The organism is Bradyrhizobium sp. WYCCWR15520, from assembly GCF_056174665.1.
In genome coordinates, this window is record NZ_JBWBWM010000004.1 from 106094 (window position 1) to 131533 (window position 25440).

A 25440-nucleotide genomic window follows, 5' to 3' on the forward strand; every position below is an offset into this window, starting at 1 on the left:
TTCACCGCCCGACGATGACGCCGATCACATTCGGCGCCGACAGATATTTTTCCTCGATCGCCGCCCGCGCCGCGGCGCGGTTTTCCGGCGTCAGCAATCCGCGTTTCTCGGCGAGAATCATCCAGCAATACCCCCACCAGTCCGTCAGCATGCCCTGATCGTCGACGAGGTCGTAGCCCTGTTCGGCGGCGAAGATGCGCGCCTGCGCTTCGTCCAGCCCGTCGAGAAAGGCGTGGTCCGCGATCGAAAACAGCTCGTCGCTGAAATCGTCCGTGGTGTAGCCCCACACCGACATGCAGACCGCGTTGAACTCGCGGTCGATCGCGTCGTCGTCGACGACCTGGCGGCGCGAGGCCTGGTGCAGGCGCGACAGCGAGCGCGCGAAATCGGCGATGCGGGTGAGGGCGAACTGATCGAAGGCGATGGTGGACATGTAGTCCTCGCAAACTCGGATAGACCATAAATGTTGTGTCGGCGACGCGCCGAATCACAATGATATATCAGATACTTGCTAAATTGTTCTTAATTTGTTCTGGCGGCCGGACAAAATATTTCCTATCAAGGGTCGTTCCTGCGGTTTTGGGCAAAGGATCGGAACAATGAACGGGACGCAGGCCAACCAGATCCGGTCGCTGTTATTGCAAGCGGCCGACGCGATCGATCGCGCGAATACGATCGTATCCACGCTCGACAGCAATGATCGGGCGTTGCTGTCCACCGCGCTCGACGAGATATCGTCCGCACTTCATTTCGAGCTGCTGCAAAAGCTTTATCTGCGCTACCCCGCGCTCGCCGAGGAAGGCCAGGACTGGGACGGCGCCGCGGCATAACCGTCGAGGCCCTTCAATCCCTCACATCGCCGACAACAGCTTGTCGCCGCAATAATTGGCGTAGAACTTTCCACCGCACTGCCGCTTCATCGCTGCACAGCGCGCGGCGGGCGAAGCGCCTTTCGTGACGCTGTACGAGCAACCCAAGGCGTCGGCGCTCTTGCCGGCCTTACCAGCGGCAAAGGCCGCGCTGGTGGCACTGATGCAAACTACCAATAGCGTAGCGGCGGCGATCTCGATCGTCAGTCTCATGGCAAGCCTCCGTTCTGGCGGCACGCAACTGCTTCGCGCGCACTGGCACCCGGCCACTAGAAACCCAGCTCTCCCTCGCTTCGCGCCACGATTATATCACCAAAACCCGACCGCCAATGCCGCGAAATCGGCCCGGTCCTTGCATAAAATCATGCCAGCGCAGTGCACAAACCGCCCCAGTGGTTTCGATCGCGGTACAACGCGCTTATCTTGTCTTAAGTCTCAACTGCAGGAATCAACGTGTTGCAGGAACAATTCCCGGGGAACTATCCCGTGCTGGGGCAGCCGGTCGACGAGTTGGCGCTGGCCGAGATCAAGGGCGCGATCCTCGCCAAGCTCCGCCTTGCGATCGGCAAGGACGCCGCCATGGCGACCCGGCGCGACTGGTACAAGGCCGCGGCGCTGGCGCTGCGCGACCGCATCGTGCACCGCTGGCTGACAGCGGAAAAAGAGAGCTACGACGCCGGCAGCAAGCGCGTTTATTATCTCTCGCTCGAATTCCTGATCGGCCGTCTCTTCACCGACGGGCTGAACAATATGGGCCTGCTGCCGCTGTTCGAGACGGCGCTCGGCGATCTCGGCGTCGGGCTTGATGACTTGCGCAAATGCGAGCCGGACGCGGCGCTCGGCAATGGCGGTCTCGGGCGGCTCGCGGCGTGCTTCATGGAGAGCATGGCGACGCTGGCCATTCCCGCCATCGGCTACGGCATCCGCTACGATTTCGGCCTGTTCCGCCAGATCATTTCGCAGGGCTGGCAACAGGAATATCCGGACGAATGGCTGGGCTTCGGCAACCCCTGGGAATTCCTGCGGGCGGAGGTAGTCTATCACATTCATTTCGGCGGCCATGTCGAGCATGTCGACGACCGCGGGCGCGACCGCGCGACCTGGCGTCCGGCGGAAACCGTGCAGGCCGTCGCCTACGACACGCCGATCGTCGGCTGGCGCGGCCAGCACGTCAACGCGCTGCGGCTGTGGTCGGCGCGCTCGCCCGATCCGCTGCGGCTGGATGTCTTCAACACCGGCGATTACCTCGGCGCCGTCGCCGAGGAGGCGCGCGCGGAATCGATCTGCAAATTCCTCTATCCGAACGACGAGAGCCCCGCGGGGCGCGAGCTGCGGCTGCGCCAGGAATATTTCTTCGTCTCCGCCTCGCTGCAGGATCTGGTCAAGCGGCACCTCGCCTCCGACGGGCAGTTGCGCAGCCTTGCGTCGAAGGTCGCGGTGCAGCTCAACGACACCCATCCGAGTCTTGCCGTCACCGAGCTGATGCGAATCCTGGTCGACCTGCACAATTTCCGCTGGGACGAAGCGTGGAAGATCACGGTGGCGACGTTTTCCTACACCAACCACACGCTGCTGCCGGAAGCGCTGGAGACCTGGCCGGTCGAACTGTTCGAGCGGCTGCTGCCGCGGCATCTCGAGATCATCTACCGCATCAATACCGCGCATCTGGCGCTGGCAGATCAGCGTTGTCCTGGTGACATCGATTACCGCGCCTCGGTGTCGCTGATCGACGAGAAGTCCGGACGGCGGGTGCGGATGGGGCAGCTCGCTTTCGTCGGCTCGCACCGCATCAACGGCGTCTCGGCGATGCACTCCGACCTGATGAAGGAGACCGTGTTCCACGATCTCAACCATCTCTATCCCGGCCGCATTACCAACAAGACCAACGGCATCACCTTCCGCCGCTGGCTGATGCTGGCCAATCCAAAATTGACGGAGCTGCTGCGCGAGGTCTGCGGCGAGGCCGTGCTGGACGACTTCTCGCTGTTCGAACGGCTAGAGGCGCGCGCCGGCGACAACGCGTTCCAGCAGCGTTTTCGCGACGTCAAGCACCAGAACAAGCTGGCGCTGGCGCGGCTGATCAACGAGCGTACCAGCATCAAGGTCGATCCGTCGGCGCTGTTCGACATCCAGATCAAGCGCATCCACGAATACAAGCGGCAATTGCTCAACCTCGTCGAGACCGTCGCGCTGTATCAGGCGATCAAGGACGAGCCGCAGCGCGACTGGGTGCCGCGGGTGAAAATCTTCGCCGGCAAGGCGGCAGCGAGCTATCGCTACGCCAAGCTGATCATCAAGCTGATCAACGATGTCGCCGAAGTCGTCAACAACGACCCCGACGTCGCTGGAAGGCTGAAGGTGGTCTTTCTCGCCGACTACAATGTCAGCCTCGCCGAGGTAATCATTCCGGCCGCCGATCTCTCCGAGCAGATTTCGACCGCCGGTATGGAAGCCTCCGGCACCGGCAATATGAAGCTGGCGCTCAACGGCGCTCTGACCATTGGTACGCTCGACGGCGCCAATATCGAAATCCGCGACCATGTCGGCGCGGAGAACATCGCGATCTTCGGCATGGAAGCCGGCGACGTCATGGTCCGGCGCAAGCAGGGCCTGGATGCGACCGACGTCATCCGCCGCTCGCCGCGGCTGGCGCGGGCCATCACCGCGATCGAAAGCGGCGCTTTCTCGCCCGACGATCCCGCCCGCTTCGCTTCCATCGGCCACGCGCTGCGCTACCTCGACCACTACATGGTCTCAGCCGACTTCGATTCCTATTACGCGGCGCAGCGCGGCATCGACGCCCGCTGGCAGGTGATACCGGCCTGGACCCGCGCCTCGATCCTCAATGTGGCGCGGATGCCGTGGTTTTCCTCCGACCGCACCATCCGCGAGTATGCCGAAGACATCTGGCACGTACCGGTGCGAGCGGCTGCGCCGGTGCCGGAGGCAGGCGCCCAGCGCGAGGCGAAGGGTTAGATCGCGCGTTTCATCAAGCGCGCAAGCTCCCTGGACTTGCTTGAGCCACGACATGCTATGATAGCCGGATGGACGCGCCCGAAGGTATTCCGATTATCCTCTTGCCGGGCATGGACGGAACGGGAGAGCTCCTGAGGGCACTGGCAGATCAACTCTCCTTGTATCGCCCGGTTCAACTCATCGCGTACCCACCCGACCGACCACTGGGCTATGCTCAATTGGTAACCTATGTCAGGGAACGCGTGCCGAACCGTCCGTTCGCGGTTCTCGGCGAATCCTTTTCCGGACCGATCGCGATAGAGATTGCGGCCACGGACCCACGAGCCGTTGGATTGGTCCTGGCATCGAGCTTTGCGCGACATCCGCTACCAGCGCTGTTCACTGTACTCACTCGGCTCCTTGACCTCAGGTGGCTCCCCAAGCGCATCATTGCGGCAGTACTGATGGGATCGACAGCCACACCTGAACTCACCGCTCGCCTTCGCCGCGTATTGGCGACCTTGCCTCACAAGGTCCTTCAATACCGTGCCCGCGAAGTACTTCGCGTCGACAAGCGCAATCGACTACGCGAGGTCACGTGCCCCGTGATGTGCCTGCAAGGGCGTTTCGACCGCCTGGTGAGCAAGAGGCAGGTCGACGAGATCCTAACTGCGCAGCCACGCTGCCACGTGCATTGGTTCGATTCCTCGCACATGCTGCTGGCGACCTACCCCGACGCTGCGGTCAAGGCAATCAATCAATTTTGCGAGCACATCGACAAGAGAGGGTCTGCAATCCCGGGAACGGAAATCCATTACCCGTGAGGTCATTGAATTTGGCGGGATTGCAGCGATACTGCATCCGCGTCATTGCGAGGAGCGTAAGCGACGAAGCAATCCATTCCTCCGCTTGCGGCGCGATGGATTGCTTCCGCCTTCGCTCTTCGAGCTACGGCGGACAAGTCGCTTCGCTCGCAATGACGGTGTTTGCCGCGACCACGTCGCATCCAAAGACTGAAGGTATCCATGCTCACACAATCCCCTCACCTCTTCGACGACGCCACGCGGGTCACCGCCGGCGATAGCTGCTGGCAGGGCAGGACCAGCCCGGACTACTGGGCCTTTGTCGGCCCGTTCGGCGGCTGCACGGCGGCGACTATCCTCCGCGCGCTGATGGAGCATCCGCAGCGGGCAGGCGAGCCGCTGTCGCTGACGGTGAATTTCTGCGCGCCGGTCGCGGAAGGCGCGTTCGATCTCGACGTGCGGCTGGTCAAGGCCAACCGCTCGAGCCAGCATTGGTGCGTGGAGATGACGCAGGGCGGCGGCGATGTCGCGACGCTGGCGACCGCCGTATTCGCCGAGCGCCGTCCGTCCTGGTCGCACCAGCAGGCGAACTATCCGGACGCCGTGCCGTTCGCGCAGGCGCGCTCGTTTCCGAACACGCCGATGACCTGGACGCATCAGTATGATTTCCGCTTTGTCGAGGGCGAGCCGAGTTTTTACGGCTCGCCTGCCGCGACACCGCTAGATGCATTTTCCAAGCAGTGGATCGGCGACCGCACGCCGCGGAAGATCGACATGCTGTCGCTGATGTCGATGTCGGACGCCTTCTTCGGCCGGGTCTTTCTGGCGCGGCGGGAACTTGTTCCATTCGGAACGGTTTCGATCACGACGTATTTTCATACGGCGTCCGAAGAGCTGGCAGAGGAGGACATCACCCACGTGCTGGCAACGGCCGATGCCAGAATTTTCCACAGGAGTTACGGCGATCAGCACGGCGAATTATGGTCGCCGTCGGGACGCCTCCTCGCAACCACGACGCAAATCGCTTATTTCAAGGCGTAGTGGCGTAGGGTGGGCAAAGGCGCGAAGTGCCGTGCCCACCATTGATCCAACCGTGATCTCGTAGGTGGGCACGCTGCGCTTTGCCCACCCTACACGATCTTCGGAGGCCCCGGCTCATGTCCGAACCCGAAGCTGCCCAGCCGCGCATCGCCCTGCTCGGCGTCCCCATCGAGATCGGCGCCTCGCAACTCGGCACCTTGATGGGGCCGGACGCGCTGCGCACCGCGGGTATCGGACGCATCCTCGACCAGCTCGGCTTTGCCGTCGAGGACCATGGCAACATGGCGAAGCCCGGCCCTGGCCCCGCCGAGGGCCCACCGCCGGCGAACGCCAAATATTACGACACGATCAAGGGCTGGATCCGTGCACTCAGCGAGCGCTCCTATGCGCTGGCGCGTTCCGGTGCCATTCCCATCTTCATGGGCGGCGATCATTCGCTCTCGATGGGATCGGTGAACGGCGTCGCGCGCCACTGGCAGGAGCAGGGCCGGCCGCTGTTCGTGCTCTGGGTCGATGCCCATGCCGACTACAACACGCCGCAGACGACGGAGACCGGCAACATGCACGGCATGTCGGCCGCGTTCCTGTGCGGCGAGGGCGGCCTCGACGATCTGCTCGGCGGCGCGCCACGCGCCTCGATCGGACCGGATCAGCTCGATCTATTCGGCATTCGCTCGATCGATCCTGAGGAGAAAAAACTGGTGTTCGAGCGCCGCGTCGCGATTGCCGACATGCGCGCGATCGACGAGTTCGGCGTCGGCGTCCTGATCCGCAAAGTGATCGAACGCGTGCGGGCGCGCAACGGCGTGCTGCATGTTTCTTTCGACGTCGACTTCCTCGATCCCACCGTCGCTCCTGGGGTCGGCACCACCGTGCCTGGCGGCGCGACCTATCGCGAGGCGCACCTGATCATGGAGCTGTTGCACGATTCCGGGCTGGTGCGCTCGGTCGATGTCGTCGAGCTCAACCCGTTTCTCGACGAGCGCGGCCGCACCGCCCGCGTTGCTGTCGAACTGATCGGCAGCCTGTTCGGCCTGCAGATCACCGATCGGCGCACGCCGAGCAATGCGATGTTACCGGGCAACGGCTCGACGCCGGGAGGCTAATGCTGGTCAAGGCTCATGATGACGTGCACGAGACAGCCATTCACAGTGCGCCCCGGCGGGTGCGAGGATGACGGCGTCGCGACATGGAAGTCGCCGGCTTTCAGGTTGAGATCGCCGAACGAGAGATCGCCTTCGATGACAAGCGTCTGTTCGTCGGCGTCGTGGGCATGCGACCGATAGGACGCGCCGGGCGCCATTCGGATCAATAGATGTTGCCGGTGCTGCGCGCGGTCGACATGCAGCAAACGGCCTTTGATGCCGGGGCCGATCTCGAACCAGTTCGCCATCCCCGCACGTTTGGTCACAGTGCCCGGCAGGTCGGCGCCCTCGCCCTCGATCCGGTCGAGAATCTTTTCGAACAGCCCTGATGGCGGGGGCTCGGTCTCCGCCCCCGGCAGGCTGGCGAACATGCTCTCCCAATATTCGACCTGCGCACGCAGCGCCTCGTCCGATTTCAATCGCTGCGCGAAGGCGCTTCTCGCCTCCTTGCCGAGCAGCCCAAGGACATACTCGGCGGCATCGCTTGCCCCGGGCTTCACTGGCTTAGACATAGCTGCAACTTCTCAACAGCACGGTGAATCCAGGTCCTGATCGTTCCAACCGGAACGGCCGAATGCGCCGCCAGCTCCTCGTAGCTCAGACCGTAATAGTAGGCCAAAAGCACGGATTGCCGGTAGTTTTGATCCAGAAGACCGAGGCACTTTCGCAAGTCCGGCGCCAGTGCGGGATCGTGCGGCGCCTGGTTTGACAGCGCTTCGAGCACGGCCATGACGCTCTCGTCGGTCAGCGACACCGGCCCGCTCCGCCGCACCGGCAACCGGTCGAGCACCACCCGGCGCGTGACGGTCACCATCCAGCTCATCGCGCCACCTTTGGCAGCGTCGTACAGATAGGACTTTTGCCAGATCCGCAGCATCGCCTCCTGAAAGGCGTCCTCGGCGGCGTTGCGGTCGCGCAGTATCCGGCTGCAGATCCCGAACAGCGTCGGGCCCGCCTGCTCGTAGAGCTGACGAAATGCCGCCCGGTCGCCTTTGGCGACAGACCTGAGCACCTGCCCCAAATCGTCCTCGGAAATCTGTCGCATTCTGAGCGGGATAGGCCGGATATGCAATCAAGGGTGGCTGTTCCTCGCGGGACTATAGGGCTCAGGAAGCTACGGTTCAACGGGCCTTGGTTTCAAAGCAAGCGGCCCGGCCGGCGGCCAAATAAATCATCGCCGGGGGCTCGGCGGCCGAAACTTTTTTCGCTGATCATCCGTACTGGCGGCATACGGCCTGCTCAACGCAGTGTGTTCGCGGGCAGGCGATCCGACAATCGAGCTGGGGAAACCATGGTGAACGCGACGCCGCAGGGTACGACCGGACAACAGGACGGCAGAGCGGTTCTTCTGCAATTGCTTGCGGAAGTCGCCCGCGGCAACAAATCTGCCTTCGCAAGGCTCTACGGCCTCACCCACGCCAAGCTGCTGGGCATAGCCCTTCGCGTCCTGAGGGACCGAGCGCTGGCCGAAGACGTGCTGCAAGAGAGCTATCTGAAGATCTGGCGCCACGCCGCAAGTTACGATGCTGCGATCGCCTCGCCGATGACCTGGATGGCAACCATCGTCAGGCACGGCGCCATCGACAGCTTACGAAAACGTCAGGTCGACGCGCTCGAAGCAGAGGACAAGATCGCCGCGTTCGCGTCGAACGATTCCGATCCGGTCGACGAAATCCATCTCGCGCGGCTGCGTCCGAAGGCGCTGGCGGCGTTTGCGCGACTACCCGAACACAAGCGCCGATTGATCATGCTGGCCTATCTCAGGGACCGCAGCCGCCATGACCTGTCGAAGCGATTGGGCATTCCTGCCAACACCGTCAAGACGCATTTGCGGCGGGCGCTACTGGAGCTGCGAACCACGATGTTTGCCTCCATCGAGCCACGGACGCACAGCGCCGCGTAAAACGAAAAAGGCGGCCTTGCGGCCGCCTTCGTCATTCTCGAATGGTCCGCCATTGAACCGAGACGGTTACTCTGCCGCGAGCTTGGTGTCCGGCGCAGCGGCGCGGACTTCGGCGTCGACCTGGGCTTCGAACTTGGCAAAATTCTTCTGGAACATGCCGACCAGCGCGCGCGCGGTCTTGTCGAACTCGGCCTTGTCCTTCCAGGTGTTGACGGGATCGAGGATCTCGCTGGGCACGCCCGGCAGCGCCGTCGGCACCGCAAAGCCGAAATACTTGTCGGTGCGGAATTCGACATTGCGCAAGGAGCCGTCGAGCGCCGCGGTGAGCAGCGCCCGCGTGACCTTGATCGGCATGCGGCTGCCGGTGCCGAATTTGCCGCCGGTCCAGCCGGTGTTGACCAGCCAGCAATCGACATTGTGCTTGGCAATCAGCTCGCGCAGCATGTTGCCGTAGACGGAAGGATCGAGCGGCAGGAACGGCGAGCCGAAGCAGGTGGAGAATTCCGGCTGCGGCTCGTTGCCGAGACCGCGCTCGGTGCCGGCGACCTTCGCGGTATAGCCGGACAGGAAGTGATACATCGCCTGCGCCGGCGAGAGCTTTGCGATCGGCGGCAACACGCCGAAGGCGTCGGCCGCCAGCATCACGACGTTCTTCGGCTGGCCGGCGCGGCCGGTGCGCGAGGCGTTCGGAATGAAATCGAGCGGATAGGCCGAACGGGTGTTCTCGGTCTTCGAACCGTCGTCGAAATCGGGCACGCGGGTGTGTTCGTCGAGCACCACGTTTTCGAGCACGGCGCCAAAGCGGTTGCTGGCGGCAAAGATCTGCGGCTCGGCTTCCTGCGACAGCTTGATGCATTTGGCGTAGCAGCCGCCTTCGAAATTGAAGACGCCGTCATTGCCCCAGCCGTGCTCGTCGTCGCCGATCAGCGTGCGGTTCGGATCGGCTGAGAGCGTGGTCTTGCCGGTGCCGGACAGGCCGAAGAAGATCGCCGTGTCGCCCTTGGGTCCGACATTGGCCGAGCAGTGCATCGGCAGCACGCCCTTGGCGGGAAGGTAATAGTTCAGCGTGGTGAAGACCGACTTCTTCATTTCGCCGGCATAATAAGACCCGCCGATCAGGACGATCTTGCGGGCGAAATCGATCGCGACAACGTTCTCCGAGCGCACGCCGTGACGTTTGGGATCGGCGCGGAAGCTCGGCAGATCGATGATGGTGAGTTCGGGCACGAAATCGCGCAGCGCCGAAGCCTCGGGGCGGATCAGGAGCGTGCGGATGAACAGCGAGTGCCAGGCAAGCTCGGTGAACACGCGGGTCTTGATCTGGAAACTCGGATCGGCGCCGCCATAGAGATCCTGCGCGAACAGCGTCATGCCTTCGGCATGCTTGAGGAAATCAGCATACAGAGCGGAGAACTGCTCCGAGGTGATCGACTGGTTGCCGGCCCACCACATGTTCTTGTCGGTGGTGGCATCACGAACCGTGAACTTGTCCTTGGGGCTGCGGCCGGTGAACTCGCCGGTATCAGCGCACAGCGCGCCGTCCGCCGACAGCACGGCCTCGCCTGCCGCAAGTGAATATTGATAAAGCTGCGGCGCGCCGAGATTCCAGTGCACCGTCTTGAGATTCTTTAAACCGAATTTATCGGCGCCGAAGGCACCGTTACGTAGACCCGTCTCTTGCACGAAGACTCCTCCTCGAACCCGCGTTACTCTCGTCGCGCGCATGTCGCTTGACGCGCTCTGTCGCGGTGACCCCTCAATATAGCCTTCCGGCCTCGGTCCGGCGACCTAATACTGATGAACGCCGGGCTTGCCAAGCCGATCCACGCGAATTGGTTTATGCACGCGCGGGCGGTTGATCTGCATCAATCGCTTGCTGCGGCGCTTTTTTGGCCATTTGCTGTCATGGTTGCGCGACCATCCGCCTCAACGCGGCAGAGGCCGGAATTGTTGCGTCGCACAATCGAAATTTTTTAGCGCGCGGCGCCCTCTCCGATCAGCGCAAACGGCGCCCAGTACGCCGGGTAGGCATTGCGCGGCGAGGACGGGTCGTCGAGATAGGCCAGCATGGCCTGCCGCAGCGCCTCGGCGCGCCCGAGCCTGGGATCGGCCTTCAGGCGGTCGAAGGTCGAAATCGAAAGCCGCGTGGCGGCCTCCGAACTGACCGCCCAGTGCGACACCAGAAGCGCCCGCGCGCCGGCATAGAAGAAGGATCGTGCAAGCCCCGAGAGCGCTTCGGCGCCGGGCTTGTCGCCGGCAATGGTGTTGCAGGCGGATAGCACCACCCAATCGGCGTTGAGTTTCAACTGCGCGACTTCGCTCGCCGTGAGCAGGCCGTCATCAAGTTCACTCGGCTGCTTCGGGATGCTCAGCACCAGCGACGATTCGGCAAGCCCTTTCACGTCGCCGGCGACAAGGCCATGGGTGGCGAAATAGACGATGCTGTAATCGGCGAGTGCCGTACGCTTGAGCGTGGTTTCGCTGGCGTCTTCCCCGAGATGAATGTCGACCGTCGCAACGCCCAGATTTTTCGCAATCGTGTTGAGTTCGTCCGCGGTATCGGGCAGTTGCGGCAGCGCATCCGAGAGCCGCGCGCGATCGACGCCGGCCCCCTGCCAGAAATCGGTGTAGGCGCCGTTCGCAAGGCTGCGCGCGGCGGTCCTGGAACGATTGCCATCGGCAGGCTTCACAGCCGGATTGAAAATGGGATCGCCAAAGCCCGTCATCGGCTTGGTGCTCTGCTCCTTGCGCGCAAACACACGCAGCGCTTTCAGGCTCGCGGCCGATGGCAATACCGACACCGCCTGACGCTTCAGCAGCCAGGCCGCATCGCGATAGCCCTCGAATGTCTCGGGGATAGCGGCCTTCGGTCTTTCGGTCACCAAGAGATGGAACGGCAGCGCCGTCAGCGCGCCCGACGCCACCACCAGAAGCGACGGCTTGTCCTTGATCAACGCATCGATCGGCGCCAGCAACGTCCCGTGCAGTTCATTGGCGAGCGCGAGATCGAACAGTCCGGATTTGCCGGAAGCATCATTCGCCTTGCCGAGATCAAGACCGCGACGGAACGCGGCCACCTGCTGCGACAAGATTTCCGCACCGCGCGGAATCGGCTTCCAGTCAAAGCTCTCACGGGTGATCGCAATGACATAGCTTTCCACCTCGGTGACCGCGAACTGCACCAGCGCCTCGTTTTCCGACAACAGCGACTGGATCTCCTTCACCGTCATCGGCGATGGATTCGATAGCGCGGCGTAGTTGGGAAATTCCGCCGACAACGTCTTCTGCAGCGACGCCCGCTCGGTCGCAATCGCGGTGAGCCGGGCGCGGGCGCGCTGCTCGGAAGCCGGGTCGCGCTTCGAGCGCTCCTTCGAGACCGCCGCCACGATCGACTTGTCGAGCGCTTCCGCTTCAGAAGCGAGATCCTGATCCCGGCGCACCAGTTCGGCGAGGCGATCGCTCCCCGCTGCCAGCCGCACCGCCAGCTTGTTCACGGCAGAAGCAACCGATGACCGGGTGCCGCGCTGGATCACGCTGAGCATATCGTTCACGGCCTTGTCGCGGGGCACCAGATGCTGGCGCTCCGCATCCGCCAGTACCGGAAGGACGGCGCGGGGTTGAGCCCGTCCGCTTCCGATCAGCCGCTGCACCAATGGCAGCGCGTCACCGGGACGGCCCGAGGCCTGATAGAACGACGCCAGATTGTTGGTCGAGGTCGCGGTATCCGGATGGTCGGGACCGACGGCGCGTTCACGGATCGCCAAGGCGCGCTCGAACAACGGCTGCGCCTCGGCGTAGCGGCCCTGCCGTTCATAGAGATCGGCGAGATTGTTCAGCGACCGCGCCACATCGGGATGTTCGCGGCCCAGCACTTTTTCGCGGATCGCCAGCGACCGCTTGATCCGCGGCTCGGCCTCGGCATAGTGGCTCCGCACCTTTGCCACCTGGCCGAGATTGTTCAACAGCGTCGCCACCGCGGGATGCTCCGGGCCGGCGGCCTTTTCATAGATCGTCAGCGCCCGCTTGAACAACGGTTCGGAATCGCCGTGGCGGCCGAGCTTCTCGTAGTGCGTCGCCAGATTGTTGAGGGATTGCCCGATGTCCGGATGGCCTGATGGCAGCGACCTCTCGCGTATCGACAGCGCGCGCTTGAACAAGGGCTCGGAGTCGGCATAGCGCTGCTGGCGCTGGTACAGCGCGGCCACATTGGTCAACGCAGCCGCGATCTCCGGCGATTCGAGACCCGTCGTCTTCTCCAGGACCGCGATGGATCGCTTGAGCAGAGGCTCCGCCTCGCCATCCCTGCCCTGATTGCCGTAAACCTGCGCCAGATTGCTCAGCGCCACGCCAACCTCGCGGTTCACGGGGCCGAATCTTTTCTCGAGGCTTTCGAGTTGTGCCTGCGCCAATGCGACGGCTTCCGCATATTTTCCGGCGCGGCCAAGCTCGTTGACCTTGGCGCTGACCGCGGCGAGATCGCCTTTTTGCGCCAGCGATGGCACGGAGAGGCAGGTGCCCGACAACAGCGCCAGACACAGGGAAAATATCAATCGATTGCGGGATCTCATGCGGGCTTTCGCTGGTCAACTACGCGCAGGCTTGCATTAGGTCGCGGAAACGTCCGCACCCGTTCAATCCGCGTTCGCTATTGGCAGGCGTTAACCCTTGTGCGCCCTTTGTCAGCCCTTGGCCCGCGCCTCGCCCGCCAGCCGCACCAGCATCTTGCGGAGCGCCATCGCGCTGGTGACCCGCTCCGGGAAATCCAGCCGCAGCGTCGCGCTTTCAGCCTGCATATCCATGCCGTCGGGGTCGCAGCCGGTGCAGCGCCAATCGGCGGACTCGGCGCCCAGCAGTCTGGTAGCATAGAGGTTCATCGCGTCGCGGTGATCCTCATTCATATGCTCCACCGCGCCCTGCTCGGCTTCCAGCAGATCAGCGGCATCGCCGATCTCGGTCAGAAACTGCGCGGGGCTAAGGTCGATGATGCGGCCGAATCCGGCGACCAGATGCAGGCCCGACGGGACGATCCGGAAGAACGAGAAATCCTTGAAATCCACAAAGGCTTCGGCGGACGGATGGGCGTTCAGATAGCGCCGGCGCAAGATTTTCGCTGGCTCCCCGACGGCCTCCTCGGCCCGGCCCGCCAGCATGATCCGCGCGCCTTCCAGCGGATCGCCCGCGGCACGCTCGTCCAGCATCAACGATACTCGGCTGTCACCGAGAATGTTCTTGGTATGCAGCGCCAGCCTCGAAACCAGCAGGATTGGCGAGGCGTCGGCATGGCTCGCAACGTTGACGAGCGAGCAATAAGGGTCGCCGCTTTCAGGCATAAGCGTGGCGAGCGCGCCCTGCCGGCTGCGCCGTAGCAGCGAACGGGCGAGTTTGGAAGCGTCAAAATTTGCGGTCGGCTGCATGGTTTCTTCCCGGCCATCTTATTGCAAAAAGGGCCTTTTCTCGGCTGGACAGGGTGCTATATGGGGGACAGTGCGTCTCCCTGGGGGCGTTTTGCGGAACTCGGTCATAGTTCAGCCCAGCTTGCATTGCTCGTTGACCGTGTACGAAGCCCATTTATGCGGCGTCTGGCTGAAGTGCCCGCCGTTTAAGCCACTCTCTTATTCGAAAGCAGGCTCATGCCCACAATCGCCCTGGTCGATGATGACCGCAACATTCTCACTTCCGTGTCGATCGCGCTCGAAGCCGAAGGCTATCGCATCATGACCTACACGGATGGTGCCTCGGCGCTGGACGGCTTCCGCACTTCGCCGCCGGACCTCGCGATCCTCGATATCAAGATGCCGCGCATGGACGGCATGGAAACGCTACGCCGGCTGCGGCAGAAGTCCGATCTGCCGGTGATCTTCCTGACCTCCAAGGATGAAGAGATCGACGAATTGTTCGGCCTCAAGATGGGCGCCGACGATTTCATCCGCAAGCCATTCTCGCAGCGCCTCCTGGTCGAGCGCGTCAAGGCCGTGCTCCGCCGCGGCCAGCCCAAGGATCCGACCGCCGTGCCGAAGGAACCGGATGCGCGCGCGCTGGACCGCGGCCTGTTGCGGATGGACCCGGAGCGTCACACCTGCACCTGGAAGAACGAGCCGGTGACGCTGACGGTGACGGAATTTTTGATCCTGCAAGCGCTGGCGACCCGGCCCGGCGTGGTGAAAAGCCGCAACGCGCTGATGGACGCCGCCTATGACGATCAGGTCTATGTCGACGACCGCACCATCGACAGCCACATCAAGCGGCTGCGCAAGAAGTTCAAGGTGGTCGACGACGATTTCGAAATGATCGAGACGCTGTACGGCGTCGGCTATCGTTTCAAGGAAGCCTGATCTGCGTTCACCGGGCGGAAGTGTTGACTGACACATCCGCCCGGACGACGTAGAAGCGTAGACTAGACGGCGCATCACAACCGGCAGCTCGGCCATTGCTAGATCGAACGCAGCCCGATCCCAGCCTGAACCACGAGGATGCTCTGGAGCTCCTCGAACGGGAACGTGTTGCCGCCGAGGCTAGTGTGGGCGAGAAGGGCTGGCGGCGGCCGCTCGGTTGGCTGCGCCGGGCCGGACAGTTCTTCTTCGCGCTCTCCTTCTCCAGCCTCACGCGCCGGATCGTCTCGCTCAATCTGGCGGGCCTGGTCGCGCTGGTGGCGAGCATTCTCTATCTCTCGCAATTCCGCGCCGGCCTGATCGATGCGCGGGCGCAGAGCCTCCTGGTGCAGGCCGAAATCATCGCCGGCGCAATCGCCGCCTCCGCCACCGTCGAAACCAATACCATCACCATCGACCCGGACCGCCTGCTCGATCTCAAGCCCGGCGAAAGCTATGGCGCGCCGGACGAATCCTCAGGGCTCGATTTTCCGATCAATCCGGAGCGCGTCGCGCCGGTACTGCGGCGGCTGATCTCGCCGACCAAGACGCGCGCGCGCATCTATGGCGGCGACGGCGGCATGATCCTCGACAGCCGTAGTCTCTATGGCCGCGGCGACGTGATGCGGTTCGAGCTGCCGCCGCCCTCGACGGAGAAGCCGGGCTTTGTCGAGCGCGCCACGATCTCGATCCGCACCTGGCTCAATCGCGGCGACCTGCCGCTCTATCGCGAGCTCGGTCCCGAAAACGGCAAGGGCTACCAGGAAATCGTGCAGGCGCTCGACGGCGTCAAAAGCAGCATGGTGCGCGTCAACGACCGCGGCGAGGTGATCGTCTCGGTCGCAGTCCCGGTGCAGCGCTTCCGCGCCGTGCACGGCGCGCTGATGCTGTCGACGCAGGGCGACGACATCGACCAGATGGTGACCGCCGAACGGCTGGCGATCCTTAAAGTGGGCGGCGTCGCTTCCGCGGTCATGATCGTGCTGTCGCTATTGCTCGCGAGCACGATCGCGGGCCCGGTGCGGCGACTGGCCGACGGGGCCGAGCGCGTCCGCCGGCGCATCCAGACCCGCGTCGAGATTCCCGATTTCACCCGCCGCCGCGACGAAATCGGCCATCTGTCCGGCGCGCTGCGCGACATGACGAATGCGCTCTATAGCCGCATCGAGGCGATCGAGATGTTCGCCGCCGACGTCGCCCATGAACTGAAGAACCCGCTGACCTCGCTGCGCTCAGCGGTGGAAACGCTGCCGCTGGCGCGCAACGACACCAGCCGCGCGCGCCTGCTCGAGGTGATCGAGCATGACGTCAAGCGGCTCGACCGGCTGATCTCGGACATTTCGGACGCCAGCCGCCTCGATGCCGAACTGCAGCGTCAGGACATGGCGCCGGTCGATCTACGCCGGCTCTTGACGACGCTGACGTCGGTGGCCAACGAAACCAGGCTTGGACACGACGTCGCAGTCGAGGCGCGCTTCGAGGGCCGCGGAGCTACCGACCCATTCTTGGTGCCGGGCCATGATTCCCGGCTCGGACAAGTGATCTCCAATCTCTTGTCCAATGCGCAATCCTTCTCCACCCCCGGCGGGAAAGTGCGCGTCACCTGCCGCCGCGCACGCTCGGAAATCGAAATCATCGTCGATGACGACGGGCCGGGCATCGGCGAGGATGCGCTGGAGCGCATCTTCGAGCGCTTCTACACCGACCGTCCGCATCAGGGCTTTGGCCAGAACTCAGGGCTGGGGCTCTCGATCTCCAAGCAGATCATCGAAGCGCATAACGGGCGGATCTGGGCGGAAAATCGCCACGGCCCGGCCGACGCTGACGGCAAGCCAAGCGTGGCCGGCGCGCGCTTCGTGGTCCGGCTGCCCGCGCTATGACGGGGGAAGCCAGCGTGCACGCCTCCGCCGTACTGGTGGGCGAGCGCGCCGTCCTGATCCGCGGGACGTCGGGGTCCGGCAAATCACGCCTGGCCTTCGATCTGATTCTCGCGGGGCGTGCCGGACAGCTTCCGCCGGCCGTTTTGGTCGGGGATGACCGTGTCCATCTCGACACAGTGGCCGGACAATTGTGGGTCCGCCCAGCGCGGGAACTGGCCGGCCTGATCGAGCTCCGGGGCCTCGGCATACGCCGCTGCGACTACGTGAGCGAGGCGATAGTCGGCCTCGTCGCTGATCTCGCGGCCAGCGATGCGGAGCGGCTGCCGCCGCCGGAAACGCTCAGTATCTGCCTTAATGGTGTTGAATTACCGCGAATCCCCGTCGCAGCGGGCTTTGACCCCTTCCCACTGATTGTAGCCGCCCTGACCACAACCGATGGTTCCGGCTCCGTCAAACCTTTGGACAATTGCCCGAAGGGAATTGGTAACCATATAAGCCCCAATATCGCCACCGATTAATCCGGCGCAGGCCTCACTTCTTACCGGCAAATTCCGGAACAATAGCCAAGATGCCCTCTTGCGCGGGGCCTCTGGATGGTCAAAGTGGCGCGTTCGTGCGGTGCACCAAAAAGCACCCGCGAGGAGTTTCCGATGATTGGTCTAGTGCTTGTGACCCATGGGCGCCTTGCCGACGAGTTCAAGGCGGCGCTTGAACATGTCATGGGTCCGCAAAAACAAATCGAAGCCATCACGATTGGAGCGGAAGACGACTCCGATCTGTGTCGAAGCGACATCATTGAAGCGGTGAATCGCGTTGACAGCGGCGATGGTGTCGCCATCCTCACCGACATGTTCGGCGGCACCCCTTCCAACCTGGCGATTTCCTGCATGAGCCGCCCGAAGGTGGAGGTGCTCGCAGGCATCAATCTTCCCATGCTGGTCAAGCTTGCCAAGGTGCGCGAAGAGCGCTCGCTTCCCGATGCCATCGCCATGGCGCAGGAAGCCGGGCGCAAATACGTCACCATCGCCAGCCGCGTGCTCGCCGGCAAATGAGCGACGACGCCGCGCCCGGAAAGGAACTCGGGTCCGGCGTGCCTGCCGGCGCGATTTCCCGGGAACTTCTCATCATCAACAAGCGCGGCCTGCATGCGCGGGCCTCGGCCAAGTTCGTCCAGATGGTCGAGCGCTTCAACGCCGAGGTCTGGGTGACCCGCGGCAGTGAAACCGTCGGCGGGACCTCGATCATGGGCTTGATGATGCTGGCGGCTGGGCCTGGAACCACTGTTACGGTCTCCGCGACCGGCCCAGAGGCGCAGCAGGCGGTCGACGCCATCGCCGCGCTGGTCGCCGACAAATTCAACGAAGAAGGCGTGTGAGCGAGAGAGCCTGACGGCTCTTCTTACCTCGCCCCGCTTGCGGGGAGAGGTCGGATCGCATCGACAGATGCGATCCGGGCAAGGAGGTGCCTGTCTATCAACTCGCACCAGTATCGCGGAGAGAGCCCCTCACCCCAACCCTCTAAGGGCGAGCTTCGCTCGTCTCGACCCCGCAAGAGGGGCGCGCGGGAGAAGAAAATCAAAACGGATTCGTCACGATCCCGCCGTCGACGCGGAGCGCGGCGCCGTTGGTAGCGCTGGAGGCTTTTGAGCAGACGTAGCAGATCAGATTGGCGACTTCTTCCGGCTTGGCATAGCGCTGCAGCAGCGACGCCGGGCGGCGTTCGCTGAAGGTGCGCGAAACGAGGTCGTCGACGGTCGTCCCCGCGGCTTTCGCGCGTGCGGCCAGACGCACCGGCGCCATCTCCACCCAGGTCGGACCGGGCATCACCGAATTGACTGTTACGTTTGTGCCCTTGGTCGTCTCGGCTGCGCCGCGTGCGATGACGAGCTGCGCCGACTTCGAGAAACCGTAATGCACCATCTCCTTCGGAATGAAGACGCCGGATTCGCTGGAGACGAACACGACGCGGCCCCAGTCCTTGTGATCGAGCATCCGCTTCAGGTAGTGTCGCGTCAGCCGCACCCCGCTCATGACATTGACTTCGAACATTTTTGACCAATCGGCATCCTCGATCTCGAAGAATCCCTTTGGCTCATAGATGCCGAGATTGTTGACGAGGATGTCGACGTCGGGGAATTGCGCCACCAGCGCGCCGCAGCCCGCAGCATGGCCGAGATCGAACGCCGCTTCATGCACCTTGGCCGAGGGCGCAGCCTCTCGGACTTTTGCCACGGCTTCGGTAACCGTAGCCTGCTCGCGCCCGTTGACGATCACCTCCGCGCCCATTTGCGCAAGGCCAATCGCCGTTGCAAGCCCGATGCCGCGGGTCGAGCCGGTAACCAGCGCTGTCTTGTCCGTCAGATCGAGATTCATGCGTTCGCCCTCACGTTTCTTGGTTGGTCGCTTCTATTTGGCCGGCGGCACGATGAAGATGTTCCAGGCTGTCGCGGGACCGGGCATGCCTAGGAAGAATCGCCGCGTGGTCATCACCATGCGCTCGGCATTGGCGGCATGGGTCTTCATCCATGCCTCGCATTTTTCCAGCTTCCAGTCGCCGGTTTCGCAGATGCCGATGAAGCCGGATCGCTTCGCCTCTTCGAGCGAGGTCAGGCCCGACGACCACGGCTCATCCGGCGTCAGCGGCGCCGGATGATCGGGGCTGTAGAAGGTGACGGGCTGGCCGGTATCGGTATAGGCGGCGACCACCGGCCAGTGCGATCGGAAGCGGGTATGCCAGGCTTCCGTCAGCTCGCGGGCGAGTTCGGAGCGCGCCCGGTAGGTCGCGCCTGCCGTGCGCTTTTCACTGAGCTCATAGGCGACAATTTTGGGCGATGCCGCCAGCACGATCAGCGAAATCACCAGCCAGGTCGCCGTCAGGTTCATCAGCGCGACTTTCCGGACCCGCACCGCTGATATCGCGACCAGCGCGAGCGGCGTCAGGAAGAACAGCGGAATGCCCCAGTCGGTCTTGATGTAGACATGGAATGTCACGGCACCGAGCGGCGGCCCGATCGCCACCACCGCCTGGATGATCCAGACATTGAGCGCCTGGGACGTGTTCACGCCTGAATTGGCGCCGCGCGCCAGGAACGGAAACGGCGTCAGACGCCACGGCCGCCACAACAGCGCGATCGCGCCGAGCACCACCGGCAAGGCCAGCAACGCGAGATTATGCAAGACATATCCGAGCGCGAGATCGTCGATCATCGCGCGGTCGGTCAGCGAATAGGTGTCGCCAGCGTAAGTGAACGGGACGAAGTCCACCTGCTTCAGCCACATCAAATGCGGAAGCATCGCGACGAAGAGCGTGACGATCGCGACCCATGGCGCCGGCGAGCGCAGGAACTGCAGGCGCTGCGGATGGATCAGCGCGGCAAGGCCGATGGCGCCGATCATGGTCACCGCCCAGTATTTGGTCATCAACGCCAGCGCGCCGGCAAGCCCGAGCCACACGCCGGATTTGATGCTGCGCTTTTCGAACGCATCGAGATAGGCCAGCACGACGAGCGGCAGCGTGACGAGCTGCAACAGATCCGGATTGTACTTGAAGCCCTTGAAATTGAAGATCGGATAGAGCGCGAGCACCACCACGACGAAGAACGCGCGGCGATGATCCACTACGCGCAGCGCCAGCCACCAGCAGATCACGAGGGCGCAGCCCAACGTCGTCATCGCCAGCGCATAGCTTGACCAGTCGGTGACCGGAAACAGCATGAACCAGACGCCGGCAACCCAGCCGGACAGCGGCGGGTGCTTGCCATAGCCGAGCAGGAACTTCTGCCCCCAGGCGAAGGCCTCCGCGACGTCCATGTGAACGTCCTGCCCGGTCTTCAGGTTGACCAGAATCAGCGTCCACAGCACGGCGTGGACCACGGCAAGGCCGATCACCAGCCACAGACCGGCCTTGGGGTCGCTGGCCTGCGAGGCCAGCCACGCCGCCAGCCGCCGGATTGATGGAAAACGCTTGCCGCGCGCGGCCGTGGGCGAAATGGATGCAGTCGACATGGCCCATTCCGTAGCGTGTTTTGGGGCCGAGTGGAATCAGCTTGGCGTGAAGAAACCCCCTTAAAATACAGCAAGATGGTTGCCGCACCGGGGCGTGAATGCTATCCCGCGCCCCATGACAACCACGCCCATTTCCAACATCCGCAACTTCTCCATCGTCGCCCATATCGACCATGGCAAATCGACGCTGGCCGACCGCCTGATCCAGATGACGGGCGGGCTGACGGACCGCGAAATGGCGGGCAAGGAACAGGTGCTCGATTCCATGGATATCGAGCGCGAGCGCGGCATCACCATCAAGGCGCAGACGGTGCGGCTGAACTACCGCGCCAAGGACGGCAAGGATTACATCTTCAACCTGATGGACACGCCCGGCCATGTCGACTTCGCCTACGAAGTCTCGCGGTCGCTGGCGGCCTGCGAGGGATCGCTGCTCGTGGTCGATGCCAGCCAGGGCGTGGAAGCGCAGACGCTCGCCAACGTCTACCAGGCGCTCGACAACAATCACGAGATCGTGCCCGTCCTCAACAAGGTCGACCTGCCGGCGGCCGAGCCCGACAAGGTCAAGCAGCAGATCGAGGACGTGATCGGCATCGATGCGTCGGACGCCGTGATGATTTCGGCCAAGACCGGCCTTGGCGTGCCCGACGTGCTGGAAGCGATCGTCACCCGCCTGCCGCCGCCGAAGGGCGACCGGGATGCGACGCTGAAGGCGCTGCTGGTCGATAGCTGGTACGACGTCTATCTCGGCGTCGTCGTGTTGATCCGGGTGGTCGACGGCACCATGAAGAAAGGCCAGCGCATCCGCATGATGGGCACCAGCGCGGCCTACGACGTCGAGCGCGTCGGCTTCTTCACGCCGAAGATGCAGCAGATCGACGAACTCGGCCCCGGCGAGATCGGCTTCATCACCGCGGCGATCAAGGAAGTCGCCGACACCCGCGTCGGCGACACCATCACCGACGACAAGAAGCCAGTCACCGAGATGCTGCCGGGCTTCAAGCCGGCGATTCCTGTGGTGTTCTGCGGCCTGTTCCCGGTCGACGCCGACGACTTCGAAACGCTGCGCGCGGCGATGGGCAAGTTGCGGCTGAACGACGCGAGCTTCTCCTTCGAGATGGAAACCTCGGCGGCGCTCGGCTTCGGCTTCCGCTGCGGCTTCCTGGGACTGCTGCATCTGGAAATCATTCAGGAGCGGCTGTCGCGCGAGTTCGACCTCAACCTGATCGCAACAGCACCGAGCGTGATCTACAAGATGCACCTGACCGACGGTCAGGAGATCGAGATCCACAACCCCGTCGACATGCCCGATGTCGTCAAGATCGCCGACATCGAGGAGCCGTGGATCGAGGCGACGATCCTCACGCCGGACGAATATCTCGGCAGCGTGCTGAAGCTGTGTCAGGACCGCCGCGGCGCGCAGAAGGAGCTGACTTACGTCGGCTCCCGCGCGATGGTGAAATACGATCTGCCGCTCAACGAGGTCGTGTTCGATTTCTACGATCGCCTGAAATCGGTGTCGAAGGGTTACGCCTCATTCGACTATCATTTGACCGACTACAAGGTGGCGGATCTCGTGAAGATGCAGATCCTCGTCAACGCCGAGCCGGTCGATGCGCTGTCGATGCTGGTGCACCGTACCCGCGCGGAAGGCCGCGGCCGCGCCATGGTCGAGAAGATGAAGGAACTGATCCCGCCGCACATGTTCCAGATCCCGATCCAGGCCGCGATCGGCGGCAAGGTGATCGCCCGCGAAACCGTCCGCGCGCTGCGCAAGGACGTCACCGCCAAGTGCTACGGCGGCGACATCACCCGCAAACGCAAGCTTCTGGAGAAGCAGAAGGAAGGCAAAAAGAAGATGCGGCAGTTCGGCAAGGTCGACATCCCGCAGGAAGCGTTTATTGCCGCGCTGAAGGTGGATAGCTGAGGGAAAAGCTCAAGCGCCAGAGCATGAGAGCGAGTTCGGTCTGAAGCTTCCGTGACCGGACAACAAAAATACCGAAAACAACCCCATGCAAAGTAACCGACGACTGCCGTCGTGCTGCGCATCTTGCGAAACCATTTGACACGTCGGGCAATTCAGCGGCACGACGCCATCATCGCGGCGCGCGTGATCAGTGCGGTGCTTGCCAAATTCATTCGAACCGGCGAAATCCAGGTAAGAGGCATTCCCGCCCCCTCCTTGCCCCGCGACAGCGAATAGGCCACCATCTCCCCCGCTCAGACCAGAACGACAAATGAGCGGGGAATCGCATGGGCAAGTCCGCCGGGTCTTCCTACGGCTGGGTCGTCGTCGGCGTTGGTGCGCTGATGACGTGCGTGGTGTTCGGGTCGATGCTGTCGCTCGCGGTGTTCTTGCAGCCGATTTCGCAAGACATGGGCTGGTCGCGTAGCGGTATCTCGGCGGCCGCGACGATCGACTTTCTGGCGATGGGGCTGGCGGCGTTCTTCTGGGGCAACCTGTCCGACCGGTTCGGCACCCGCATCGTGGTGCTCTCGGGCACGCTGTTGCTCGGCGCCGGCCTGATCGGCGCGAGCCAGGCCACCAGCCTGTGGCAGTTCCAGTTTGCGTTCGGCGTCCTGATTGGCATTGCAGCCGGCAGTTTCTATGCGCCGATGGTGGCCGCCGCGAGCGCCTGGATCGAGCAGCGTCGCAGCCTTGCAGTGGCGCTGGTGTCGGCGGGCATGGGTGTATCGCCGCTCACCGTCGCTCCGTTCGCAAGCTGGCTGATCGCGTCCTATGACTGGCGCACGGCGATGCTGGTGATCGGCATCGTCGCGTTGGTGCTGTTGATTCCGGCCTCCTTGCTGGTGCGACAGCCGCCGGAGCCTTCAACGCCGGAGGCTGCAAATGGAACCGATGCGCCCGACGGGCAGTGGACCGTCGCGCAGGCCTTGCGAACACCGCAATTCGTCATTCTGGCAGGCGCCCACTTCGCCTGCTGCGCGGCGCATTCCGGGCCGATCTTCCACTTGGTCAGCTACGCCATGGTCTGCGGTATCGCGCCGCTGACCGCGGTCACGGTCTACAGCCTCGCCGGGTTTTCCGGTCTCGGCGGCCGGCTGCTGCTCGGCGTGCTGGCCGATCGTTTCGGCGCCAAGCACGTTCTGGTCGGCGGCCTGTTCGTGCAGGCGCTGTCGATCGCCACCTACCTCGCGGTCGGCCAACTCGGCGAATTCTATGCGCTGTCGGTGGTCTTCGGCCTCGCCTATGGCGGCGTGATGCCGCTCTACGCCGTGCTCGTGCGCGAATATTTCGGCGTGCGCATCATGGGCAGCATGTTCGGCGCCGTCTCCGCCTTTGCCAGCCTCGGCATGGCGCTGGGGCCGCTGGCCGGCGGCTGGGTGTTCGATACCTTCCACGCTTACAACTGGCTCTTTGTCGGCTCCTTCGCCATCGGTATGGCTGCCGTCGCGGTGGCGCTGAGCTTCCCGTCGGCGAAGCGGCCGCCGCAATCGTCGCTCGATCTCGAACGCGCGGCGGCGTGAGCCCACGCGAGGGCCGACAACAACTTGGCTATGCCTTTGATGCGATCGCCGGGTCGGCCGTTACTTCGCGCCTGTCTTGCGTCTGCTTGAGATTGACCTTTGCCCAGGCATCCAGCTTTCCGACATAGATCGTCATGCTGTGGTCGGCGATGTTCTGAAATTTTCCGGTCCTGACCAGCGCAACCAGGCCCCAGATCGTACGCCAGATCTTCTGTGGCCAGTTCGGCGACCGCCGCACCGGGGCGACGCCAACTTTTCCGAAATACCGGGTATCGCCGACGTGACGATAGCCAAGGATGGCTGGAGGGACTGCCGGCACTAGATCGACACCGTTGGTGATTCGATACAATGGAGCTTTGACGTACACGTCGAAGGAGGCGTCGCCTGCGCGCGGACAGCCAAACGTGTAGCAGGCCGCAACGCAATCGCGCACGCTCGCATCCTCGTCATTGGCCAGTTCCGCCGTGGCCATCAGCGCCAACGCCCCGCCGAGCGAATGGCCGGTAATGTAGATCGGACGCTGCTTCGCCTTGATGACGCGCTTGACGACCTCGAACATGGCGTCACGGATCGGCCAGTAGGCCTGAAAGAAGCCCGTGTGAACACGCGTACCGCCTTGCAGCGCAACGAATCGAGCGTTCACATTGGTTTTCCAATCGAGTTCGTTCTCGGTTCCCCGGAATACGACGACGATGATGTCGTTGCCTTCCACGATATATCCTGCCGTGCCGACATCGCGGTCGATCAGGGCGCGGCAGTCGACAAATCCCTGCTTGCACAAATCCGTGCTGAACGTCTTGAACGTCGCATCGTCGACGTCGAAATCGTTGTAGGCGCGATAGGCCAGCTTGGCCATCAGCAACGCCGTGCGATCCGAATAGGCGGCCCGGAAGGTCGGGATATTGTTGAGATCTTCAGGTTCGAAAAGGCTGATATCTGCCATTTTCAGCTCCCCTGCTCCACCTCGACTGTAACCCACTCCT

Annotated in this window: 23 protein-coding genes; 13 read left to right on the forward strand and 10 right to left on the reverse strand. The window is 63.3% G+C overall.

The window, feature by feature from the left end; all coding sequences use genetic code 11:
- Position 1: 1 nt before the first annotated feature.
- Positions 2–433, reverse strand: a complete 432-nt coding sequence (locus AC0QUY_RS05775; RefSeq protein WP_161851478.1) for a hypothetical protein — start codon at positions 431–433, stop codon at positions 2–4.
- 166 nt (positions 434–599) lie between these two features.
- Here AC0QUY_RS05775 and AC0QUY_RS05780 point away from each other — a divergent pair, with 166 nt between their 5' ends.
- Positions 600–830 (forward strand): hypothetical protein, encoded by a 231-nt coding sequence (locus tag AC0QUY_RS05780; RefSeq protein WP_475386100.1) that lies wholly within the window; start codon positions 600–602, stop codon positions 828–830.
- A 21-nt stretch (positions 831–851) separates the two neighbouring features.
- Here the strand turns inward: AC0QUY_RS05780 and AC0QUY_RS05785 are convergent, their stop codons facing one another.
- Entirely contained in the window at positions 852–1082 is a 231-nt protein-coding gene (locus AC0QUY_RS05785) for a hypothetical protein (protein ID WP_475386101.1), read from the reverse strand.
- A 234-nt stretch (positions 1083–1316) separates the two neighbouring features.
- On the opposite strand from AC0QUY_RS05785, the gene AC0QUY_RS05790 reads away from it, so the two are divergent.
- From AC0QUY_RS05790 to rocF, 4 genes are all read left to right on the forward strand, one after another.
- Positions 1317–3845 carry a glycogen/starch/alpha-glucan phosphorylase gene (locus AC0QUY_RS05790; RefSeq protein WP_202639304.1) on the forward strand — a complete coding sequence of 843 codons (2529 nt, stop codon included), beginning with the start codon at positions 1317–1319 and terminating at the stop codon, positions 3843–3845.
- A gap of 68 nt (positions 3846–3913) precedes the next feature.
- Positions 3914–4648: an alpha/beta fold hydrolase gene (locus AC0QUY_RS05795; RefSeq protein WP_475386102.1), complete on the forward strand. Its 735-nt coding sequence runs from the start codon at positions 3914–3916 to the stop codon at positions 4646–4648.
- A gap of 201 nt (positions 4649–4849) precedes the next feature.
- The gene (locus AC0QUY_RS05800) at positions 4850–5668 is read left to right on the forward strand and encodes an acyl-CoA thioesterase (protein ID WP_475386103.1); all 819 of its coding nucleotides are present in this window, start codon (positions 4850–4852) and stop codon (positions 5666–5668) included.
- A 116-nt stretch (positions 5669–5784) separates the two neighbouring features.
- A complete protein-coding gene (gene rocF, locus AC0QUY_RS05805; RefSeq protein ID WP_475386104.1) occupies positions 5785–6774 on the forward strand; it encodes an arginase in 990 nt (329 codons plus the stop codon).
- On the opposite strand, the gene AC0QUY_RS05810 is transcribed toward rocF, so the two are convergent.
- Both AC0QUY_RS05810 and AC0QUY_RS05815 read right to left on the reverse strand, forming a co-directional pair.
- Positions 6771–7325, reverse strand: coding sequence for a cupin domain-containing protein (locus AC0QUY_RS05810; protein WP_475386105.1), 555 nt, complete (start codon positions 7323–7325; stop codon positions 6771–6773). The two genes, rocF and AC0QUY_RS05810, sit on opposite strands and share 4 nt — an antisense overlap.
- Positions 7310–7825 (reverse strand): sigma-70 family RNA polymerase sigma factor, encoded by a 516-nt coding sequence (locus tag AC0QUY_RS05815; RefSeq protein WP_475386106.1) that lies wholly within the window; start codon positions 7823–7825, stop codon positions 7310–7312. The genes AC0QUY_RS05810 and AC0QUY_RS05815 overlap by 16 nt, the downstream gene beginning before the upstream one ends.
- Before the next feature lie 282 nt (positions 7826–8107).
- Here AC0QUY_RS05815 and AC0QUY_RS05820 point away from each other — a divergent pair, with 282 nt between their 5' ends.
- Positions 8108–8716 (forward strand): RNA polymerase sigma factor, encoded by a 609-nt coding sequence (locus AC0QUY_RS05820; protein ID WP_475386107.1) that lies wholly within the window; start codon positions 8108–8110, stop codon positions 8714–8716.
- A gap of 66 nt (positions 8717–8782) precedes the next feature.
- Here the strand turns inward: AC0QUY_RS05820 and AC0QUY_RS05825 are convergent, their stop codons facing one another.
- The 3 genes from AC0QUY_RS05825 to AC0QUY_RS05835 all read right to left on the reverse strand — a co-directional run bounded on the left by AC0QUY_RS05825 (position 8783) and on the right by AC0QUY_RS05835 (position 14130).
- Positions 8783–10399, reverse strand: a complete 1617-nt coding sequence (locus AC0QUY_RS05825) for a phosphoenolpyruvate carboxykinase (protein ID WP_475386108.1) — start codon at positions 10397–10399, stop codon at positions 8783–8785.
- A 290-nt stretch (positions 10400–10689) separates the two neighbouring features.
- On the reverse strand, positions 10690–13284 hold the full coding sequence (locus AC0QUY_RS05830) for a CHAT domain-containing tetratricopeptide repeat protein (RefSeq protein ID WP_475386109.1): 2595 nt from the start codon (positions 13282–13284) through the stop codon (positions 10690–10692).
- A 111-nt stretch (positions 13285–13395) separates the two neighbouring features.
- Positions 13396–14130, reverse strand: coding sequence for a HugZ family pyridoxamine 5'-phosphate oxidase (locus AC0QUY_RS05835; protein WP_161851466.1), 735 nt, complete (start codon positions 14128–14130; stop codon positions 13396–13398).
- Positions 14131–14346: 216 nt separating this feature from the next.
- Here AC0QUY_RS05835 and AC0QUY_RS05840 point away from each other — a divergent pair, with 216 nt between their 5' ends.
- The 5 genes from AC0QUY_RS05840 to AC0QUY_RS05860 all read left to right on the forward strand — a co-directional run bounded on the left by AC0QUY_RS05840 (position 14347) and on the right by AC0QUY_RS05860 (position 18339).
- On the forward strand, positions 14347–15048 hold the full coding sequence (locus AC0QUY_RS05840; protein ID WP_027541437.1) for a response regulator transcription factor: 702 nt from the start codon (positions 14347–14349) through the stop codon (positions 15046–15048).
- A 95-nt stretch (positions 15049–15143) separates the two neighbouring features.
- Positions 15144–16964 (forward strand): stimulus-sensing domain-containing protein, encoded by a 1821-nt coding sequence (locus tag AC0QUY_RS05845; RefSeq protein WP_475386110.1) that lies wholly within the window; start codon positions 15144–15146, stop codon positions 16962–16964.
- Positions 16961–17482 (forward strand): HPr kinase/phosphorylase, encoded by a 522-nt coding sequence (locus tag AC0QUY_RS05850; protein WP_475386111.1) that lies wholly within the window; start codon positions 16961–16963, stop codon positions 17480–17482. The genes AC0QUY_RS05845 and AC0QUY_RS05850 overlap by 4 nt, the downstream gene beginning before the upstream one ends.
- A gap of 132 nt (positions 17483–17614) precedes the next feature.
- Positions 17615–18016, forward strand: coding sequence for a PTS sugar transporter subunit IIA (locus AC0QUY_RS05855; protein WP_024339151.1), 402 nt, complete (start codon positions 17615–17617; stop codon positions 18014–18016).
- A complete protein-coding gene (locus tag AC0QUY_RS05860) occupies positions 18013–18339 on the forward strand; it encodes an HPr family phosphocarrier protein (RefSeq protein WP_475386112.1) in 327 nt (108 codons plus the stop codon). The genes AC0QUY_RS05855 and AC0QUY_RS05860 overlap by 4 nt, the downstream gene beginning before the upstream one ends.
- 199 nt (positions 18340–18538) lie before the next feature.
- Here AC0QUY_RS05860 and AC0QUY_RS05865 read toward each other — a convergent pair whose 3' ends face one another.
- Positions 18539–19336, reverse strand: coding sequence for an SDR family NAD(P)-dependent oxidoreductase (locus tag AC0QUY_RS05865; protein ID WP_475386113.1), 798 nt, complete (start codon positions 19334–19336; stop codon positions 18539–18541).
- A 33-nt stretch (positions 19337–19369) separates the two neighbouring features.
- A complete protein-coding gene (locus AC0QUY_RS05870) occupies positions 19370–20968 on the reverse strand; it encodes a glycosyltransferase family 39 protein (protein ID WP_475386114.1) in 1599 nt (532 codons plus the stop codon).
- 115 nt (positions 20969–21083) lie between these two features.
- On the opposite strand from AC0QUY_RS05870, the gene lepA reads away from it, so the two are divergent.
- On the forward strand, positions 21084–22895 hold the full coding sequence (gene lepA, locus AC0QUY_RS05875; RefSeq protein WP_475386115.1) for a translation elongation factor 4: 1812 nt from the start codon (positions 21084–21086) through the stop codon (positions 22893–22895).
- 326 nt (positions 22896–23221) lie between these two features.
- Positions 23222–24457 (forward strand): MFS transporter, encoded by a 1236-nt coding sequence (locus tag AC0QUY_RS05880; RefSeq protein ID WP_475386116.1) that lies wholly within the window; start codon positions 23222–23224, stop codon positions 24455–24457.
- 28 nt (positions 24458–24485) lie between these two features.
- Here AC0QUY_RS05880 and AC0QUY_RS05885 read toward each other — a convergent pair whose 3' ends face one another.
- Positions 24486–25400 carry a lipase family protein gene (locus AC0QUY_RS05885; protein WP_475386117.1) on the reverse strand — a complete coding sequence of 305 codons (915 nt, stop codon included), beginning with the start codon at positions 25398–25400 and terminating at the stop codon, positions 24486–24488.
- Positions 25401–25440 lie beyond the last annotated feature (40 nt).